The 16,729-nt window shown below is 73.2% G+C and carries 18 protein-coding genes; 12 read left to right on the top strand and 6 right to left on the bottom strand.

All coding sequences use genetic code 11. The features are described 5' to 3' along the window. Positions 1-145 precede the first annotated feature (145 nt). The 4 genes from ACIRD7_RS29500 to ACIRD7_RS29485 all read left to right on the top strand — a co-directional run bounded on the left by ACIRD7_RS29500 (position 146) and on the right by ACIRD7_RS29485 (position 2,277). Positions 146-550 carry a sortase-dependent protein gene (locus ACIRD7_RS29500; protein ID WP_403458370.1) on the top strand — a complete coding sequence of 135 codons (405 nt, stop codon included), beginning with the start codon at positions 146-148 and terminating at the stop codon, positions 548-550. Then, entirely contained in the window at positions 547-1,176 is a 630-nt protein-coding gene (locus tag ACIRD7_RS29495; RefSeq protein ID WP_403458369.1) for a class F sortase, read from the top strand. Before ACIRD7_RS29500 ends, ACIRD7_RS29495 begins: the two co-directional genes overlap by 4 nt. A 107-nt stretch (positions 1,177-1,283) precedes the next feature. Then, entirely contained in the window at positions 1,284-1,775 is a 492-nt protein-coding gene (locus ACIRD7_RS29490; protein WP_403458367.1) for an RNA polymerase sigma factor, read from the top strand. Further along, the gene (locus tag ACIRD7_RS29485; RefSeq protein ID WP_403458365.1) at positions 1,759-2,277 is read left to right on the top strand and encodes a hypothetical protein; all 519 of its coding nucleotides are present in this window, start codon (positions 1,759-1,761) and stop codon (positions 2,275-2,277) included. The genes ACIRD7_RS29490 and ACIRD7_RS29485 overlap by 17 nt, the downstream gene beginning before the upstream one ends. A 7-nt stretch (positions 2,278-2,284) precedes the next feature. Here the strand turns inward: ACIRD7_RS29485 and ACIRD7_RS29480 are convergent, their stop codons facing one another. Next, positions 2,285-2,590 carry an SHOCT domain-containing protein gene (locus ACIRD7_RS29480; RefSeq protein ID WP_403458364.1) on the bottom strand — a complete coding sequence of 102 codons (306 nt, stop codon included), beginning with the start codon at positions 2,588-2,590 and terminating at the stop codon, positions 2,285-2,287. 32 nt (positions 2,591-2,622) lie between these two features. Further along, positions 2,623-3,072: a DUF6325 family protein gene (locus tag ACIRD7_RS29475; RefSeq protein ID WP_403458363.1), complete on the bottom strand. Its 450-nt coding sequence runs from the start codon at positions 3,070-3,072 to the stop codon at positions 2,623-2,625. Positions 3,073-3,225: 153 nt separating this feature from the next. On the opposite strand from ACIRD7_RS29475, the gene ACIRD7_RS29470 reads away from it, so the two are divergent. Continuing rightward, positions 3,226-4,551, top strand: a complete 1,326-nt coding sequence (locus ACIRD7_RS29470) for a hypothetical protein (protein ID WP_403458362.1) — start codon at positions 3,226-3,228, stop codon at positions 4,549-4,551. Between the two features lie 26 nt (positions 4,552-4,577). Here the strand turns inward: ACIRD7_RS29470 and ACIRD7_RS29465 are convergent, their stop codons facing one another. Continuing rightward, a complete protein-coding gene (locus ACIRD7_RS29465; RefSeq protein ID WP_403458361.1) occupies positions 4,578-4,892 on the bottom strand; it encodes a hypothetical protein in 315 nt (104 codons plus the stop codon). Between the two features lie 267 nt (positions 4,893-5,159). On the opposite strand from ACIRD7_RS29465, the gene ACIRD7_RS29460 reads away from it, so the two are divergent. The 3 genes from ACIRD7_RS29460 (at position 5,160) to ACIRD7_RS29450 (ending at position 9,445) form a co-directional block, all read left to right on the top strand. Beyond that, positions 5,160-7,370, top strand: coding sequence for an MMPL family transporter (locus tag ACIRD7_RS29460; protein WP_403458360.1), 2,211 nt, complete (start codon positions 5,160-5,162; stop codon positions 7,368-7,370). 113 nt (positions 7,371-7,483) lie between these two features. Continuing rightward, entirely contained in the window at positions 7,484-8,725 is a 1,242-nt protein-coding gene (locus tag ACIRD7_RS29455) for a sensor histidine kinase (RefSeq protein ID WP_403458359.1), read from the top strand. Between the two features lie 63 nt (positions 8,726-8,788). Then, a complete protein-coding gene (locus ACIRD7_RS29450; protein ID WP_403458358.1) occupies positions 8,789-9,445 on the top strand; it encodes a TetR family transcriptional regulator in 657 nt (218 codons plus the stop codon). A gap of 100 nt (positions 9,446-9,545) precedes the next feature. On the opposite strand, the gene ACIRD7_RS29445 is transcribed toward ACIRD7_RS29450, so the two are convergent. Continuing rightward, positions 9,546-11,174 carry an MFS transporter gene (locus ACIRD7_RS29445; protein ID WP_403458357.1) on the bottom strand — a complete coding sequence of 543 codons (1,629 nt, stop codon included), beginning with the start codon at positions 11,172-11,174 and terminating at the stop codon, positions 9,546-9,548. A 120-nt stretch (positions 11,175-11,294) separates the two neighbouring features. Between ACIRD7_RS29445 and ACIRD7_RS29440 the strand changes: the two genes are divergently transcribed. From ACIRD7_RS29440 to ACIRD7_RS29425, 4 genes are all read left to right on the top strand, one after another. Then, on the top strand, positions 11,295-11,948 hold the full coding sequence (locus ACIRD7_RS29440; RefSeq protein ID WP_403458356.1) for a TetR/AcrR family transcriptional regulator: 654 nt from the start codon (positions 11,295-11,297) through the stop codon (positions 11,946-11,948). Positions 11,949-12,025: 77 nt separating this feature from the next. After that, positions 12,026-13,030: a phosphotransferase family protein gene (locus tag ACIRD7_RS29435; RefSeq protein WP_403458355.1), complete on the top strand. Its 1,005-nt coding sequence runs from the start codon at positions 12,026-12,028 to the stop codon at positions 13,028-13,030. A 94-nt stretch (positions 13,031-13,124) separates the two neighbouring features. Next, a complete protein-coding gene (locus ACIRD7_RS29430) occupies positions 13,125-14,384 on the top strand; it encodes an SLC13 family permease (RefSeq protein WP_403458854.1) in 1,260 nt (419 codons plus the stop codon). Between the two features lie 4 nt (positions 14,385-14,388). Beyond that, positions 14,389-14,880: a universal stress protein gene (locus ACIRD7_RS29425; RefSeq protein ID WP_403458354.1), complete on the top strand. Its 492-nt coding sequence runs from the start codon at positions 14,389-14,391 to the stop codon at positions 14,878-14,880. A gap of 23 nt (positions 14,881-14,903) precedes the next feature. Here the strand turns inward: ACIRD7_RS29425 and ACIRD7_RS29420 are convergent, their stop codons facing one another. Together ACIRD7_RS29420 and ACIRD7_RS29415 are read right to left on the bottom strand one after the other, a co-directional pair. After that, complete coding sequence (locus tag ACIRD7_RS29420; RefSeq protein WP_403458353.1) at positions 14,904-16,007, bottom strand: CU044_5270 family protein; 1,104 nt, start codon at positions 16,005-16,007, stop codon at positions 14,904-14,906. Then, the gene (locus tag ACIRD7_RS29415) at positions 16,004-16,660 is read right to left on the bottom strand and encodes an RNA polymerase sigma factor (RefSeq protein ID WP_403458351.1); all 657 of its coding nucleotides are present in this window, start codon (positions 16,658-16,660) and stop codon (positions 16,004-16,006) included. The genes ACIRD7_RS29420 and ACIRD7_RS29415 overlap by 4 nt, the downstream gene beginning before the upstream one ends. Positions 16,661-16,729: the final 69 nt, after the last annotated feature.

The raw sequence follows: 16,729 nt of genomic DNA, 5'->3' as shown, positions 1-16,729 counted from the left end.
GCGCATGGCGGCGGGCCGCTCGCCCCCCGAGCGACTTTGCCATCTCTTTACAACCCGCCCCACCCCTGCCTCGTCTCTCCGCTCGACCGTCACCCAGCCCGCCGCGTACGGCAGTACCGGCGGACCGACGAAAGAGAGCGAGTCCATGCGCCGAACCATCCTCAGCGCCCTGGCCCTGACCTGCACCGCCCTGCTGGCGAGCGCCACGCCCGCCCTCGCCGACTCGGCCACGCCGAGCCCGGTGCCCAGCGCGACCGAGGTCCCCGCGGAGACGGCCACTCCCGCGCCGACCGAGCCGCCCGCCTCCGCCACCCCCACGACGGCACCGTCCGAGCCGACTCGGGTGCCTTCGGCCGAGCCGACCCGGCCGCCGTCCGAGCGCGGCCAGGTCTCCGTCGTACCGTCCGGAGCGCCCGACACCGGCGTGACGCCGGCCTCGGACAGCGGTACCGGCCGGGGCGGTCTGATCGGCGGCGGCGCCGCCGCGCTCCTTCTCGCCGGGGGCGCTACGACGTTCGTCGTGCGGCGTCGGCGGGCGAACGGGGCATGACGGCGCTCTCCAGGCGCGCGTTCGGCGCGGCGGCCATGGCGCCCCTGCTGGTGGGGTGCGGTGGCCGGGCGGACGAGCGGACCGCGGGCGCGCGGCGCAGAAGCGACGGGGACCGGGCACGGCAGAACTCGTCCACGTCGCAGTCCGCGAACTCGGCGCGTGCCCTGGGCCGTTCGGCTCCGGTCCGGCTGCTGATCCCGGCGATCGACGTCGACACGCCCGTCATGCGGCTCGGTCTGGCGGCGGACGGCACCGTGGAGGTGCCGCCGATCGCGGCGGACGACCGGGCCGGCTGGTACCGGAACTCGCCGACGCCGGGTCAGGTCGGCCCGTCGGTGATCCTCGGTCACGTCACCGTGGGCGGCTACGGGGACGGGGTCTTCCGCCGTCTCAAGGAGCTGCGCGAGGGCGACCGGATCGTGGCGCGCCGGCAGGACGGCACGTCGGCGGAGTTCGCGGTCGGTGCCGTACGGACGGTGGCCAAGGCCGAGTTCCCGGCGCGGGAGGTCTACGGGGACGTGAGCGGCCCGGAGCTGCGGCTGATCACGTGCGGGGGGCCGCGCTCGGGTGACGAGTACCGCGACAACGTGATCGTGTTCGCGAAGCTGAGCGCCACGAGCCCGTGACGCACGAGACGGATCCCGGGCCGGCAGGGGGAACGCGAGCCGACGGCCCGGCATCCTCTCCCCCGAGTGGCAGGTCCCAAGACGGTCGTCCTCGACCATGGAGAGCGTTGAAACGGTCCCGAGACAAGGCAGCGTCCGAGCTGTTCGCCGTCCTGTACCCGCGGCTGGCCGGCTGGTGCCGCCGGCTCGTCGACGACGACGAGACGGCCCACGAGATCGCCTCGGAGGCCTTCACCCGGCTGTGGGCCCGCTGGAGCCGCGTGGAGGAACCGCGCGGCTTCCTCTACGTCACCGCCGCGAACCTGGTCCGGGACCACTGGCGCAAGCTGGAGCGCGAGCGCCGGGCGATGCGCCGGGCGAAGTCGGAGGCCGCGGTCAACGCGCACACGGAACAGGCCGATCCGTCGGTCCGCCTGCTGGTCCAGTCCCTCCCCGAACGCCTCCGGACCCCGATCCTCCTCCACTACTACGCTGACATGCCGATCCGGGAGGTGTCCGTGCTGACCGGACGCAAGGAAGGAACCGTCAAGGCCGACCTGCACGCGGCCCGCGAACTGCTCCGCGTCCACCTGAGGAGAAGCCTTGACCACACGCTTTGACGACGAGGACCCGGACGGCCCGGAACTCGCCCCCGACGACCCCCTCGCGGTCATCCTCCGCCCACCCGCGGACCACCTTGCCCCGCCCCCCGGCCACTACGACACGCTCCGCCGCCGCGCGTCCCGCCGACGCCTGGTGCGTACGGCGGCCGGGGCGGGCGTGACCTGCGCGGTGGCGCTGCTGGCCGTACTGCAGTTCAACCTCGGCCCCTCGGACACACCGACGCGTCCGACGCCCCCGCTGGCGCCGCCGCCCGCGACCGACCGCACGCCCGCGCCGGTCTCCCCGTCGCCGGTACCGTCGGAGGCCCCGACCCGTACGACGTCCCAGACACCGACGCCGACGCCGACGGACCGGCCCGGGGCCGCGACCTCGGAACCCACCAGGAATCCCCGGCCCGAGGCCTCCCGCACCCCGACCGCCACAGCGGTCCCGACCGTCCCGCCTGCCGCGACGACGGCCCCGCCGTCGGAACCGTCGGTGGCACGGACCGCGCCGTGACGTCCGGTCAGGCCTCCAGGATCCTGCGCTTCTGCTCCTCGAACTCGGCGTCGGTGAGCACACCCTCGGACCTGAGGTCGCCGAGCTGCTTCAGCTGTTCGATCTTGTCGGTCATCGTGGGGGTGGGGGCCGCCGGTTCGGCGTAGGACGCCGGTTGTGCCGGCTGCGGCTCCTGGGCCGCGTACGGGTACTGCTGCTGCTCTGCCTGGGCCGCCCATCGGCCCTGCTGACGGCGGGAGACACGGTTCGACACGGCCGTCGCCGTCCCGGCGACGACAGCGGTGCGCGCGACCCCGCGGAGAAGACCTGGCATGACTGATCCCTTCTGTCCGTCCGCTCTGTCCGTCAGCTCTGTCCCTCGGACTCGGTCGCGTCCAGCGCGGCGGCGAGCACGGGCACCGGGATCCGCCCGGAGGCGACCAGCCTGCCGCCGCCACGGCGCAGGGCGGCGGCGAAGGGCGCGGCCCACCGGTTCTCGTAGACCAGGATCCCGGCGGAACTGCCCGGCTCCAGCGCGCCGGCCGCCTCCTCGATGTCGTCCTGGCCGAGGAGCCCGGACGAGGCCCCCTCGAAGACGGTCAGGTCGAGTTCGCCGTCGCCGGTGAGGTCGGCGATCTCCATGCCGGAGACGGTGCCGTCGGCGTCCTTCCTGACGAACACCAGGTCCATGATCCGGATGATGCCGCGGTCCACGAGGTCGACCAGGAGAGGGAACCCCTCGCCCGTCATCCGGTTGCCGGGGAACTCGACGACCAGGTAGTCGATCGGGCCGACTTCTTCCACTTCGTCGCTCACGGTGTCACCCCTGGTGCTGACGACTGCTGCCCCCAGTGCGCCCCTGAGCCCAATTGCATCACCGGGCCCCGTCCTTCGCACGTCGGTGCGCCGGTCACCCGCTTGGTCCTCCCCCGGTCGCGCCCCCCGCCCCGCCCGCATCTGCTGGTGGCCATGAGTGACGCCGGAGACGCCGAGCTCTCGCCACGGGAGCGCGTCGAGCTGGACGAACTGCGCCGCCGGGTGAGTGCCCTGGAGACCAAACCTCCGGCGCACCATCCGTTCCGCTCGCTCGGCTCGTTCCTGCTGATCCTGCTCGCCGCGCTGCTCTCGCTGCTCTCGGTCGTCGCGGTGTGGGCGAACAGCATCGTGCAGGACACGGACCGCTACGTCGCCACGGTCGGGCCGCTGGCGAGCGATCCCGATGTGCAGAAGGCCGTCACCAACCGGGTCACCGACGTGGTGCTGGAGCGCATCGACGTGGACGCGCTGGTCGATCAGCTGACGGACGCGGCGGAGCAGCAGGGTGTGCCGCCGCGGGCGGCCGAGCTGCTGAAGAACCTGGACGGTCCGATCGAGAGCGGTCTCAAGCAGCTGGTCAGCGGCACGGTGCAGCGGGTGGTCTCCAGCAGCGCCTTCGACAAGGTCTGGGTGGACGCCAACCGCCGGGTGCACGCGACGCTGGACGAGGCACTGACGGGCGAGGGCGAGGGCGCGGTCCAGCTGAAGGACGACAAGGTCGTCATCGACGTCGGGCCGATCGTCGAACAGGTCAAGGACCGGCTGGTCGCGGCGGGCTTCTCGCCGGCGTCGAAGATCCCGGAGGTCCACACCGAGTTCGTGGTGTTCGCCTCGGAGGACGTCGGCAAGATCAGGACCTATGTGCGGGTGCTGGAGATCCTCGGCGGCTGGCTGCCGGTCATCGCGCTGCTGGTCGCGGGCGCCGGCGTGTACGTGGCGTTCAACCGCCGGCACGCGGTCGTCGGGGTGGCCGTGGCGGTCTTCGTCGCCATGCTGGTCCTCGGTATCGGCCTCACCGTCGCCCGGGACGTCTACCTCGACCACCTGCCGCGCGGGACGTCCCAGGCGGCCGCCGGCTCGGTGTACGACGCGCTGGTCAAGTTCCTGCGGGCCGGTGTGCGCGCGCTCGGCGCCACCGCCCTCTTCGTCGCCCTCGCCGCCTTCCTCTCCGGCCCGTCCCGGGTCGCCGTGCTCACCCGCACGGGCTGCCGCAGGAGCATCGGCGCCCTGCGTGACGTGGCCACCTCGGCGGGGTTCCGTACCGGCCCGGTCGGGCCGTTCGTCCATCGCTACAAGCGCTGGATCGGCGCTGCCATCCTGCTGATCGCGGCGATCGTCCTGTTCACCTGGACCTACCCGACCACGGCGGTCGTGGTGTGGACCGCGCTGATCACGCTGGCGGGCTTCGCGATCCGAGAGTTCCTCGACGACCCCTCGACCCCGCGGGCCGCCTCCCGGCCGGACACGGCGACGGGCTGACGCCGGATCAGTCACGCACGGATGCCTCAGGCCTCCTCCAGCGCCTCACCGAACTCGCGCAGCATCCGGCCGTGCCGGCTGTGGGCGAGCTGGTGTCCGACGCCGAGGACCAGCGCGACCGGCCACTCGATGATCTCCAGGGCGGCCAGCACACCGACGCCGCCGAGGAAGGCGAGCTGGTCGGGAGGGGGCAACTGGATGTGCACGCCGAACACGTCGAGTTGCACGCTGTGCCGGGCGACGACGTCCTCGGCGGCCTCCCCGGCCGACCTCGCGGACGCGCCCCGGGCCTCGTGCGGAAGTGGCGGTGCCTCGTGCGCGGAAACGGTCGATGCGGTCATGGTCGCCATCCGATCCACCGTCGGCCGTGTCCCGCCGGCGATGAGTTCTGGCAGGTGTGGGCTCGTTGTCCACCGTATCTCGGCAAGGGATCCGTATCTCGGCAAGGGCTCCGACGCCCTGTCCGCTCGTCCTCCCGGCTGACCCGCCCCCCGCCCCGTACTGCAATCTCAGTACCGGCGATTGTCGGCAGCCGCACGACGACACGGCACCCCTCTCCCCGAGAACCTGGGCAGACGTTCGAGTCCCAGATGCGGAGACCCCCTGTCGTGGCTACTTTCCTTTATCGCGTGGGCCGTCTGGCCTTCCGGCGGCGCTGGTACGTCGCCCTGGTCTGGGCGGCCGTGCTGGCCGCCGTCGGTTTGGGCGCACTGAAGGCACCGGGAGCCTCCGACGAGGAGTTCTCCATGCCGGGCATCGAGTCCCAGAAGGCGTTCGACCTGATGGAGGAGCGCTTCCCGGGGGCGACGGCCGACGGGGCGAGCGCGCGGGTCGTCTTCGTCGCGCCGGGCGGCCAGAAGGTGACCGCCGCCGAGAACAGGAAGGCCGTCGAGGAGGCCGTGTCCGAGCTGGGCGACGGCACGCAGGTGGCGTCCGTCGTCGATCCCTTCCAGGCGAAGGCGGTCAGCGCGGACGGCGCGACGGCCTATACGACCGTCACCTACAAGGTGGCGGCCAACGACCTCACCGACGCCGGCAAGAGCCACCTGGAGCGGACGCTCGGCGAGGCCCGGGACTCCGGGCTGACCGTCGAGGCCGGCGGCAGCGCGATGGACGACGGGGGCGGCGCGGGCGGGGCGGCCGAGGTCATCGGCATCGCGATAGCCGCGGTCGTCCTGCTCGTCACCTTCGGCTCGCTCGCCGCCGCCGGGCTTCCGCTGCTGACCGCCGTCATCGGCGTCGGCGTCAGCATGGCCACCATCCTCGCCCTGGCCGACGCCCTCGGCCTGTCCACCACGACCGGCACGCTCGCGATGATGCTGGGCCTCGCCGTCGGCATCGACTACGCCCTGTTCGTCGTCTCGCGGTACCGCGAGGAGCGCCGCCGGGGCCGTACGCCCCAGGAGGCGGCCGGGTTGGCCGTCGGCACGGCCGGCTCCGCGGTCGTCTTCGCCGGGCTCACCGTCGTCATCGCCCTGGCCGGGCTCTCCGTGGTCGGCATCCCGATGCTCACCAAGATGGGCCTGGCCGCGGCCGGCGCGGTCGTCGTCGCCGTGTTCATCGCGCTGACGCTGGTCCCCGCCTTCCTCGGCTTCTGGCCGAACGCCGTGCTGCCGAGGAAGGCCCGCAGGAGCGGCCGCGTGGAGGAGACGGCGGGCGACAACGGCGGTACGCGCTGGGCCCGGTTCGTGCTGCGCCGGCCGCTGCCCGTGCTGCTCCTCGGGGTCGTCGGCCTCGGCGCGCTCGCCCTCCCGGCGACGGACCTCCAGCTGGGCATGCCCGGCGACGAGGCCAAGTCGACGTCCACCACCGAGCGCCGCGCCTACGACGCGCTCGCCGAGGCCTTCGGGCCGGGCTTCAACGGGCCGCTGACCGTGGTCGTGGACGCCAAGGGCGACACGGACCCGAAGGGCGCCGTCACGAAGGTCACCGACCGGATCGGCGGGACGAAGGGGATCGTGTCCGTCTCCCCGGCCCGCTTCAACGAGGCCGGTGACACCGCCGTCTTCTCGGTCGTGCCGTCCACCGCGCCGACCGACGAGAAGACCAAGGACCTGGTCACCGTCATCCGGGACGAGCGTCCGGGCGTGGAGGCCGGGACCGGGGCGACCTTCGAGGTCACCGGCACCACCGCGATGAACATCGACATCGCCGACAAGGTGCAGGCCGCGCTGATCCCGTATCTGATCATCGTGGTCGGGCTGGCCGTGGTGCTGCTGCTGGTGGTCTTCCGGTCGCTGCTCGTCCCGCTGAAGGCGGCCCTCGGCTTCCTGCTGTCGGTGCTCGCCTCCCTCGGCGCGGTCGTCGTGGTCTTCCAGCAGGGACACGGCGCCGAGCTGCTGGGCGTGGAGCAGACCGGGCCGATCATGAGCCTGATGCCGATCTTCCTGGTGGGCATCGTCTTCGGGCTCGCCATGGACTACGAGGTCTTCCTCGTCTCGCGGATGCGGGAGGCGTACGTCCACGGGGAGCGGCCGGGGCAGGCGGTGGTCTCCGGGTTCCGGCACAGCGCCCGCGTCGTCGTGGCCGCCGCGCTGATCATGATCGCGGTGTTCGCCGGGTTCATCGGGGAGAGCGACTCCATGATCAAGATGATCGGCTTCGGACTCGCCTCCGCCGTCCTGTTCGACGCCTTCGTCGTCCGGCTGGCCATCGTGCCCGCGGTGCTCGCCCTGCTCGGCGACAAGGCCTGGTGGCTGCCGAAGTGGCTGGACCGGATCCTGCCCCGCGTCGACGTGGAGGGCGAGGCGCTCAGCCGGCGGCCGGAGGTGGAGCGGGAGCCGGCCGGCACGACCGGTCTGGAAGTGGCGCGCACCTGATCAGGACGTCCGTCCCGCGGGGGCCGCCCGTGACGAAGGACACGGGCGGTCCCCTCGGCCGTGCCCGCCCGCGGGCGGTCACCATGGACCCAGCCCAGCGACCGGAGAGCACCATGACCACCAGCCAGGAGCGCCGCTACGCGGACCGCCTGGAGGGGTTCGCGGACCGCCGCCCCTTCCTCATCGACCTAGTCCTGGCCGCCGCGCTGATGGGCTGCGCGTCCCTCGGCACCATGCTCACGCTCCCCGGCGCCGCCCCGCCGGACCAGGACGCGACCAGCACCGTCCTGCTGGGAGTGGCCTGCCTCGCCCTGCTCAAGCACCGCGAGCACCCACGGGCGACCGTCGCCGTGACCGCCGTCTGCACGGTCGTGGTGGTGGCGCTCGGGTACCTGGTCACGCCCCTCCTGCTGGCGCCGATCATGGCGGCGCTGTACTGGCTGTCCGCCCACACCGACCGCAGGTCCACCCGGGTCTGCGGCCTCGCCACCATGGTGGCGCTGATCCTCGCGGCCGCGTTCTCGCACTCCATGGAGCATGTCTCGCTGCTGCTGAGGACGATCGGCCCGTTCTTCTGGCTGCTGCTCCCGGTCGCCGCCGGCAAGATGACCCAGCTGCGGCGGGCCTATGTGCGCTCGGTCCAGGCCCGCGCCGAGCACGCCGAGCGCACCCGCGAGGAGGAGGCGCGGCTGCGCGTCACCGAGGAGCGCATGCGCATCGCCCGCGAGCTGCACGACGTCGTCGCCCACCACATGGCGCTGGCCAACGCCCAGGCCGGCACGGCCGCCCACCTGGTGCTCACCAACCCGCGGCAGACGCAGAAGATCCTCACCGACCTGACCGGCACCACCTCCTCCGCGCTGCGCGAGCTGAAGGCCACGCTGGGGCTGCTGCGGCAGAACGGCGACCCGGACTCCGCGCCCCTGGAGCCGTCGCCCGGCCTGGCCCGGCTGCCCGAGCTGGTCTCGGCGTGCGCCTCCGCCGGGGTCGCCGTCACGGTCAGCACGGACGGGGAGGCGCAGCCGCTGTCCCCCGGCGTGGACCTGACGGCGTTCCGGATCGTGCAGGAGGCACTCACCAACGTCACCAAGCACGCCACCACGGAGGCGGCGTCCGTACGGCTCGTCTACTCCGGCTCCCGGCTGCTGATCACGGTCGTCAACGACGGCCCCGCCGGCCCGGCGGCGGCGTACGCGAGCGGGGACCGCCGCGGGTTCGGCGTCATGGGCATGCGCGAGCGCGCCCACTCCGTAGGCGGCGAACTCCAGGCGGGGCCCCGCCCCGAGGGCGGCTTCACGGTCACCACGGCCCTGCCCCTCCAGCCGTACGTTGCGGGGGAGGAGACGACCACGTGAGGGTGCGGAGCCGCCGTGCGAGAATCCGCGTACGCGTATCCGCACCGATCCATCGAGGTTCCCGTGAGCAAGGCCGTCGCCCGTGAGCCGCTGCGTCGCAATGCGCGGGCCAACCGGGCGCGCATCCTGGCCACGGCCCGGCGGGAGCTGGGGCGGAACCCGGACGTCACGCTGGAGGAGCTGGCGCGGGCCGCCGGGGTCGTACGGCGCACCCTGTTCGGGCACTTCCCCGGGCGGGAGGCGCTGCTGGAGGCGCTCGCCGAGGAGGCCTCCGAGTCGCTGCGCAGCGCGATGGCGGACGGCGAGCGGTTCGTGGAGACGCACCCTGCCGACCTGGCGTTCGCCGGCTTCGTGTTCTCGATCTGGCCGGTGGGCGACCGCTACCGGCTGCTGCTCGCGCTGGCCAGGCGCGACCTGGGCGCGGAGCGCGTCGCCGAGGTGCTGGCACCGGCCCGCGCGAGGGCCACGGCGATTCTGGAGCGGGGCCAGCGGGACGGCGTCTTCCACGCCTACCTGCCGGCCGAGGCGCTGAGCGCGGGCCTGGAGGCGATGACGGTCGCCCTGCTGGAGTCGGTCAACACCGGTGTGCTGGAGGACGACGGCAACCGGGTCGCCGTCGCCACGCTCATCGCGGCCGGGGTGCCGCTGGAGCGGGCACGGGCCGTGGTCGAGGAGGTCGCGCCCCAGTTCCCGGCCGGTGTGTCCGAGGCCGACGACTGAGCCGCTGAGCGGAAGAGGGACGGTGCCGGGCGTCCCCTCCCGGCACCGTCCGGGGCCGTGCGCCGCTCAAGGCACGGCCCGTTTCGGGGGTGGCGTCCGCTCAGGCGGTGCCCGAGGGGGCCTTCCGCGGGGCGTCCGTCTCCTGCGGCGCGTCCGCCGACTCCGCCCGGACGTGCCCGCCCTTCTCCCGGCGGCCCGGCAGCACCGCGAGGACGAGCATCGTCCCGGCGGCCATGATGATCCCGCCGACCAGGCTGGTCTGCGCCACACCGTGGGCGAAGGACTCGTGGACGGCGTCGACCAGGGCCTGGGCCTGCTGGGCACCGCCCGCCGGGTTCTTCGCGACCTCCTCGGCCACCGCGAGTCCGCCGCCCACCGAGTCCTTGGCCGTCTCCAGCGCGCTGTGCGGGAGCTGACCGCCGATCAGGTCGGTGAGCCTGTCGCGGTAGGCGGTCCCGAGCAGCGAGCCGAGGATCGCGATGCCCAGGGCGCCGCCCAGCTCCAGCGAGGTGTCGTTGGCGCCGCCGCCGACGCCCAGTTCGGACTCGGGGAAGGAGTCCATGATGGTGTCGGTGGCCGGGGACACGCTCAGGCCGATCGCGAAGCCCAGCATCAGCAGCGACGGCAGGAAGTCGGTGTACGCGGAGCCCTTGTCGACCTGCGTGAGCAGGAAGACGCCGACGGTGCCGATCAGCATGCCGGTGCCGACCATGGCCTTCACACCGAGCTTCGGCGTCAGCCGTCCGGTCACCGCGGCGCCGACGAAGACGGCACCGGCCAGCGGCAGCAGCCGTACACCGGTCTCCAGGGCGCCGTAGCCGAGGACGAACTGCAGGAACTGGGTGGCGTAGTAGAGCGCCCCGAACGTGCCGAAGAAGAAGAACAGCACCGCCAGCATCGAGCCGCTGAACGGCCGCCGGGCGAACTTGCGCACGTCCAGCATCGGGTGCGGGTGGCGCAGCTCCCAGGCGACGAAGCCGAGCAGGCCGACGCCGGCGACGACGGCCGCGGCGATCGGGCCGGTGCCCCAGCCGAAGTGCGGGCCCTCGATGGCCGCGTAGACCAGTGAGCCGACCGAGACGATCGACAGCAGACCGCCGACGTAGTCGATCCGGCCCATGCCCTGCGCCTTCGACGGCGGGACGAGCGTCAGCGCGCCGACGACGGCGACGACCGCGATGGGGACGTTGATCAGGAAGGTCGAGCCCCAGGCGTGGTCCTCCAGGAGCCAGCCGGCGACCAGCGGGCCCACCGCGATGGCGAGGCCCGAGGTGGCGGTCCAGCCCGTGATGGCCTTGGCCCGCTCCTCGCGCGGGAAGATCGCGACCAGCAGGGACAGGGTGGCCGGCATGACGACGGCGGCGCCGACGCCCATGATCGCGCGGGCGGTGATGACCAGGCCGGTCTCGTCGACCAGGCTGCCCATCACCGAACCGCCCGCGAAGATCACCAGGCCGGTGACGAGGGCGCCACGGCGGCTGTACTTGTCGCCGATCGCGCCCAGGACGAGCATCAGCGCGGCGTAGGGGACGGTGTAACCGTCGATGACCCACTGCAGGTCGCTGCTGCTCAGGTGCAGATCCCGGGTCATGTCGGGCGCGGCCACGATCAGTGAGGTGTTCGCCATCACGACGATCAGCAGGCTCAGGCACAGCACGAGCAGTGCCCACCAGCGCCGCGAGTACGGCCCGGTCATCTTCTCGACGGGTGTGTTGGCAAGGAAGGGCACGGGGACTCCCGGAGGGCTGCGAGTTATTTGCACATTAGTGAGCAGGCTAGTTTCTTGCTCGGCGATGTGCAAATATCGCGGTCAGCCCCCCATCAACCCCCTCCGCACCGGAGTGCCGACGTGAGCAGCCCGACACCCCCGTCACCGGCGCGCACCCGCCGGACGACGCGGATCACGCGCGCCCGCATCCTGGCGGCGGCCCTGCGGGAACTGGGCCGCAACCCCGACAGCAGCCTCGGTGACATCGCCGAGGCCGCCGGGGTCGCCCGGCGCACGCTGTACACGCACTTCGCGGGCCGGGCGGCGCTGGTGAAGGGCCTCGCCGACGACGCGGTGGAGGCGATACGGCAGGCGGTGGCCGCCGCGAGCGCCCCCGACCCGGGGTGTGACCCGGCGAGTGCCCTCGCCCGCTTCGTCCTCACCCTCTGGCCGGTCGGTGAGGCCTATCGCACGCTGATCGGCCTCGCCCGCCAGGACCTCGGCCACGACCGGGTGGGCGAACTCCTCGCCCCCGCGCGCGAGACGGTCGCCGGCATCCTCGTCGAGGGCCAGGACCGGGGCGTGTTCCACACCGCCGTCCCGCCCGGCCCGCTCAGCGTCGCCATCGAGGCCCACCTGCTCGCCCTCCTGGGCGCGGTCGACGCCGGGATCTGGGCCGACGACGGCACGAGGGCCGCGACGGCCGCGCTGATCGCCGCCGGCGTCGAGGGCGACGTGGCCGCCGCGACGGTCCTCCGGCAGCGCGGGACGATCGGCACCCCGCCCCGCCCTTGACCCGCGCGGCCGCCGGTCGGCACTGTGTGGGAGCGCTCCCGTGATCGACCCGCACCCGCCGCCGAAAGCGTGCCTCCATGCAAAGTCAGACCAAGCGCCGCCTGTCCCCCGAAGCCCTCGACGCCCTGCTCCTGCGCTCCGCCGGGGTCGGGTGCCGGCTGGAGGCCGAGCTGACCGACGGGTGGTTCAACACGGCGTACCGCGTGGTGCTCGACGACGGTCGTGCCGCCGTCGTGAAGCTGGCCCCGCCGCCCGAGGTCCCGGTCCTGCGCTACGAGCGCGGCATCCTCGGCACGGAGGCCATGGTCTACCGGCGGCTCGCGGAGCACGCGGACGGCGGTGTGCCGACGCCCGAACTGCTGCACGCCGGCGAGGAGTTCCTCGCCGTCGCCGTCCTGGAGGGCACTCCGTGGGACAAGGCGGCCGGCCTTCTGCCCCCGGCCGCCGAGCGGGCGCTGCGCCGCGAACTGGGTGCCGTCGCCGCCCGACTGCACACCCTGACCCCGGCGGACGGCAGGTTCGGCTACCCGGCCGCCGAGTCCGCGCTGTCCGCCCCCGACTGGCGGACCGCCTTCACCGCCATGGTCGACGCGCTCCTGGACGACGCCGAGCGCTGGGGCTCCCCGCTGGACGTGCCGCCCGCCGAGATCCGGACCCTGGTGGCCGAGGGCGCCCACGCGCTCGACGAGGTCACCGAGCCCCGGCTGGTCCACTTCGACCTGTGGCCGGGCAACATCTTCGTCGACGCCGGCACGCCCGAGGGCGGGGACCGGCGGCCGCGGATCACCGGACTCATCGACCACGAGCGGGCGTTCTGGGGCGACCCGGCCGCCGAACTGGTCTCGCTGGCCTTCGGCGGCGACACCGGCCCGGACAGCGACCTCGTCGCCGGCTACACCGAGGCCGGCGGCACGCTCGACCTCACCCGTCCCGCCCTTCGGTACCGCCTGGCCCTGTACCGGCTCTATCTGGGCCTCGTCCTCGTCGTCGAGTGCGGCCCGCGCGGTTACGACGCCGGTCATCTCGCGTTCTGCCGCCGCACCTTGGCCGGGTATCTCGCGGAGGTGAAAGCGCTGGGGTAGCGCCGGGGCGGCCGCACATAAGTGACTTTTCCACGGGTACCGTGGCGCGGGACGCACCGGCGCCTTCACCGCCGCCGCACGGAAGGACCCGACCCTGAACACCCCGCTCGCGGAGACCCTGTCCGTGGCCATGCTCGTGCTCGTGCTGGTCTGCGCCGTCGTCCGGCCCTTCAACTGGCCGGAGGCCGTGGTCGCCGTGCCGGCCGCGGTGCTGGTCGTGGCCACCGGGGCGATCTCGCTCGGCGACGCGCTGGACGAGGCCGAACGGCTCGGGCCGGTGATCGGCTTCCTCGCCGCCGTACTGGTCCTCGCCCAGCTCTGCGACGACGAGGGGCTGTTCCAGGCCTGCGGGGCGTGGATGGCGCGCACGGCGAAGGGCCGGCCGCGCCGGCTGCTGGCGCAGGTGTTCGTCGCCGCCTCGGCGATCACGGCCGTACTGAGCCTGGACGCCACGGTCGTGCTGCTCACCCCGGTGGTGTTCGCCACCGCGGCCCGGCTCGGCGCCCGCCCCAAACCGCACGTCTACGCCTGCACCCACCTCTCCAACACGGCCTCCCTGCTGCTGCCGGTCTCCAATCTGACCAACCTGCTGGCGTTCGCGGCCAGCGGGCTGAGCTTCACCCGGTTCGCCGCGCTGATGGCGCTGCCGTGGCTGGCCGCCATCGCCGTCGAGTACGTCGTCTTCCGGCGCTTCTTCGCCACCGAACTGGACGCCGGGGCGCAGGAGCAGGCCGGCGGCGAGACGCCCGAACTGCCGCTGTTCGCCCTGCTGACCGTGGCGGGCACGCTCGCCGGGTTCGTGCTGACCTCGGCCGTCGGCATCGACCCGGCCTGGGCCGCCCTGGCCGGAGCGGTGGTCCTCGCGGTGCGGGCCCTGCTGCGCCGCCGTACGACACCGAAGGCGCTGGTGCGTTCGGCCTCGGTGCCGTTCCTGGCGTTCGTGCTGGCGCTCGGGGTCGTGGTCCGCGCGGTCGTGGACAACGGGCTCGACACGGCCCTCGGGCAGCTGATCCCCGACGGCACCGGGATCGCGGCCCTGTTCGGGATCGCCGCGCTGGCCGCCGTACTGGCCAATGTCATCAACAACCTGCCGGCGGTGCTCGTGCTGCTGCCGCTGGCCGCGGACTCCGGCGCCGGTGCCGTGCTCGCCGTGCTGCTCGGGGTGAACATCGGGCCCAATCTCACCTATGCCGGTTCGCTGGCCACCCTGCTGTGGCGGCGTATCGTCCACGCCCATGACGCCGAGGTGGAGTTGGGCGAGTTCACCCGGCTCGGGCTGTACGCCGTGCCCGCGAGCCTGTGCGCCGCCGTCTTGGCGCTGTGGGCCTCACTGGCCGTGATCGGAGGAGGCTGATCCCATGGCCGTGGTCGTCTGGATCGTCGAGGGCACCTGGCCCGCCTGTGTGGACGCCGCGCGTACGCACGCGCCCGACTACGCCGAGATCGTCCTGCTGCACGTCACCGGGCACGATGTCGCGGACGCCGCGCACGGCGCGTTCGCCGGGCTGCTCGGCCGCGGGCACCCGGAACGTGATCCCGGCACCCGTGTCGAGCACCTCGCCGCCGCCTCCGCCGAGACGCTGCTCGGGGCCGCCGCCGAGCGGCTCGGGCGCCCCTGCACCCGGGTCGAGCGCACCGGCCGCGTCGAGCGCGAGGTCGTCGCCGCGACCGAGGACGCCGACCTGCTCGTGCTGGCCCGCGACGGCGACCGGTCCCGCCTCGGCCCGCACAGCCTCGGCCCGGCGAGCCGCTTCGTCGTCGACCACGCCCCCTGTCCGCTGCTGCTGGTCTGGCCCGAACCGGCGCCCGGTCTGACGACGATGCCGCCCCCGCCCCCGCCGCACAGGTGAGGGGAGACGGGGGCGGCGGGCGGTCAGCCGGACTGGGACGGAACCTGCTTCATCTCGTCGACGATGGCCCGCTTCATGACCGCGCTGGTGTAGGTGACCGTGCCGGGCGTGATCAGCGCGTCCGTGCCGGTGTTCTCACGCACCTGGACCGTGCGCTCGCCGAGGAAGACATGGCTCTTCCGGTCGAAGATCCACTCCTCGCGCTCCCCGCTGGTCTCGTCGAGCCGGGCCACCGCCACGCCGTGCCGGCCGGCGGCGTCCACCGCGTCGTCGACCACGACGACACCAGGGATCTTCGCGGCCGCCTTGAACAGCGCCGAGTACAGCTCCGCCGGGGGGTAGCTCTCGCCGAGCAGGTCGCCGATGGTGGTGAACGCCTGCTGGTCGGGGGTGTTGCCCATCCCCTTCGTCTCCGCGTAGATCTTGGCGAGCAGCGCGTCGGGGTCGGTGGTGAGCTTGGCGAGGTAGTCGTACGAGGGGCCGTTGAGGGTCGCCTTCGGGGTGTTGCCCAGCTCGTCGGGCAGGCTCAGGGTCTCGCCCTCGGGACTGTCGTTGACCGAGGGGTCGATCAGCCAGCCCTTGGTGCCGTCCGGCGACTTCCACACCTGACGGGTGTGCAGCGCGTGGCTGGCGAGGCTCGACTCGTCGCCGACGGTTTTGATGAAGGTGTCGGCGGACTTGGACTCGACGTAGACGTACTGCCCCGGCTTGACGTCCGGGTGGGACACATCGGCGGCCGCCAGCGAGATCTCGCCGAGCAGCTGCGGTACGCCCGCGCTGCTCGCGGCGCCGATCCGCGTGGTCAGCGCCGGACCGGTGGCGACGCCGCCGTCCCTGACCCCCCCGGTGCCACCGCTCTGCCACACCCCGGCGACGACCGCCGCCGCCACGCCGACCGCCGTCACGGGCAGCGCTATCGCCGGACGCGGCAGCCGCGACCGCCAGGTCCTCGCGGGGGCCGGTGCCGCCGTGCGCTCGTCCCGCCGCATGTCGTTGATCTGGGCCATCAGACGCTCCTTGTGGAACTCGTGGCGGCCCGCCGGCAGGTCGCGCGCCGTCCGGGAGAGCAACTCGGCAGTGCTCTGATCCCGTTCGGCCGGGTGCTGCCGGGACGTGTTCGCGTTCATCGGTTTCCTTCCTGCGCGGGCCGGATCACGCTTGTGTGATCACCTCTTGTCTGTCGGGCGGGACGGCCGCCTTCCCGATTTCCGCGAACTTTCTCGTACGACGTCCTGGCCGCGGCGCGCACCGGCCGGTCCTCGGCGTGCGCGCGCAGCTTCTTGCGGGCCCGGGACAGCCGGGAGGCCACCGTGCCGACGGGGATCCCGAGCGCGACCGCCGCGGCCTCGTAGTCCAGGCCCTCGACCAGGCAGAGGGTGACGACCTCGCGCTCGGGTGCGCGCAGCCCGGCGAGGGCGCCGAGGGCCGTCGCGACCCGGTGGTGGTCGTCGATCCGGCCGGCCACCTCGTCCGCGTGGTCGGGCACCGACAACTCGGCCGCCGCGGCGGCCTGGGCGGCGGCGCGGTAGCGGCGGTTGCTGCGGTACTGATTGCGGGCCGTGTTGGTGGCGATGCCCAGCAACCAGGGCCGCAGCGAGCCGCCTTCGGGCTCCACCCGGTCACGCAGCCGCCACGCCTCAAGGAATGTCGCGGCCATCACGTCCTCGGCCACCGACCAGTCGGCGGTGAGCCGGAAGGCGTGGTTGTAGACCGCGCGGGCGTAAGCGTCGAAGAGCTCCGCGAACGCGCTCGATTCCCCGGCCCGTACCCGGGTTCGCATATGAGTGCTCACCTCAATGAGCTGTCCGGCACCCCGGACCGCCTTCCCGTGACCTGCGTCACGTCTGGG

Source organism: Streptomyces sp. NPDC093568 (genome assembly GCF_044764945.1).
Classification (GTDB): domain Bacteria; phylum Actinomycetota; class Actinomycetes; order Streptomycetales; family Streptomycetaceae; genus Streptomyces.
The sequence above is the reverse complement of the archived record's forward strand: the minus strand, read 5'-3'. Positions and strand labels throughout refer to the sequence as shown.

Bases quoted from the DNA above. Each gene is read 5' to 3' on its own strand.
- ACIRD7_RS29435 (WP_403458355.1), top strand. From the start codon at position 12,026: ATGCAAAGTCAGACCAAGCGCCGCCTGTCCCCCGAAGCCCTCGACGCC.
- ACIRD7_RS29420 (WP_403458353.1), bottom strand. From the start codon at position 16,007: ATGAACGCGAACACGTCCCGGCAGCACCCGGCCGAACGGGATCAGAGC.
- ACIRD7_RS29470 (WP_403458362.1), top strand. From the start codon at position 3,226: ATGAGTGACGCCGGAGACGCCGAGCTCTCGCCACGGGAGCGCGTCGAG.
- ACIRD7_RS29415 (WP_403458351.1), bottom strand. From the start codon at position 16,660: ATGCGAACCCGGGTACGGGCCGGGGAATCGAGCGCGTTCGCGGAGCTC.
- ACIRD7_RS29455 (WP_403458359.1), top strand. From the start codon at position 7,484: ATGACCACCAGCCAGGAGCGCCGCTACGCGGACCGCCTGGAGGGGTTC.
- ACIRD7_RS29465 (WP_403458361.1), bottom strand. From the start codon at position 4,892: ATGACCGCATCGACCGTTTCCGCGCACGAGGCACCGCCACTTCCGCAC.
- ACIRD7_RS29500 (WP_403458370.1), top strand. From the start codon at position 146: ATGCGCCGAACCATCCTCAGCGCCCTGGCCCTGACCTGCACCGCCCTG.
- ACIRD7_RS29480 (WP_403458364.1), bottom strand. From the start codon at position 2,590: ATGCCAGGTCTTCTCCGCGGGGTCGCGCGCACCGCTGTCGTCGCCGGG.
- ACIRD7_RS29495 (WP_403458369.1), top strand. From the start codon at position 547: ATGACGGCGCTCTCCAGGCGCGCGTTCGGCGCGGCGGCCATGGCGCCC.
- ACIRD7_RS29425 (WP_403458354.1), top strand. From the start codon at position 14,389: ATGGCCGTGGTCGTCTGGATCGTCGAGGGCACCTGGCCCGCCTGTGTG.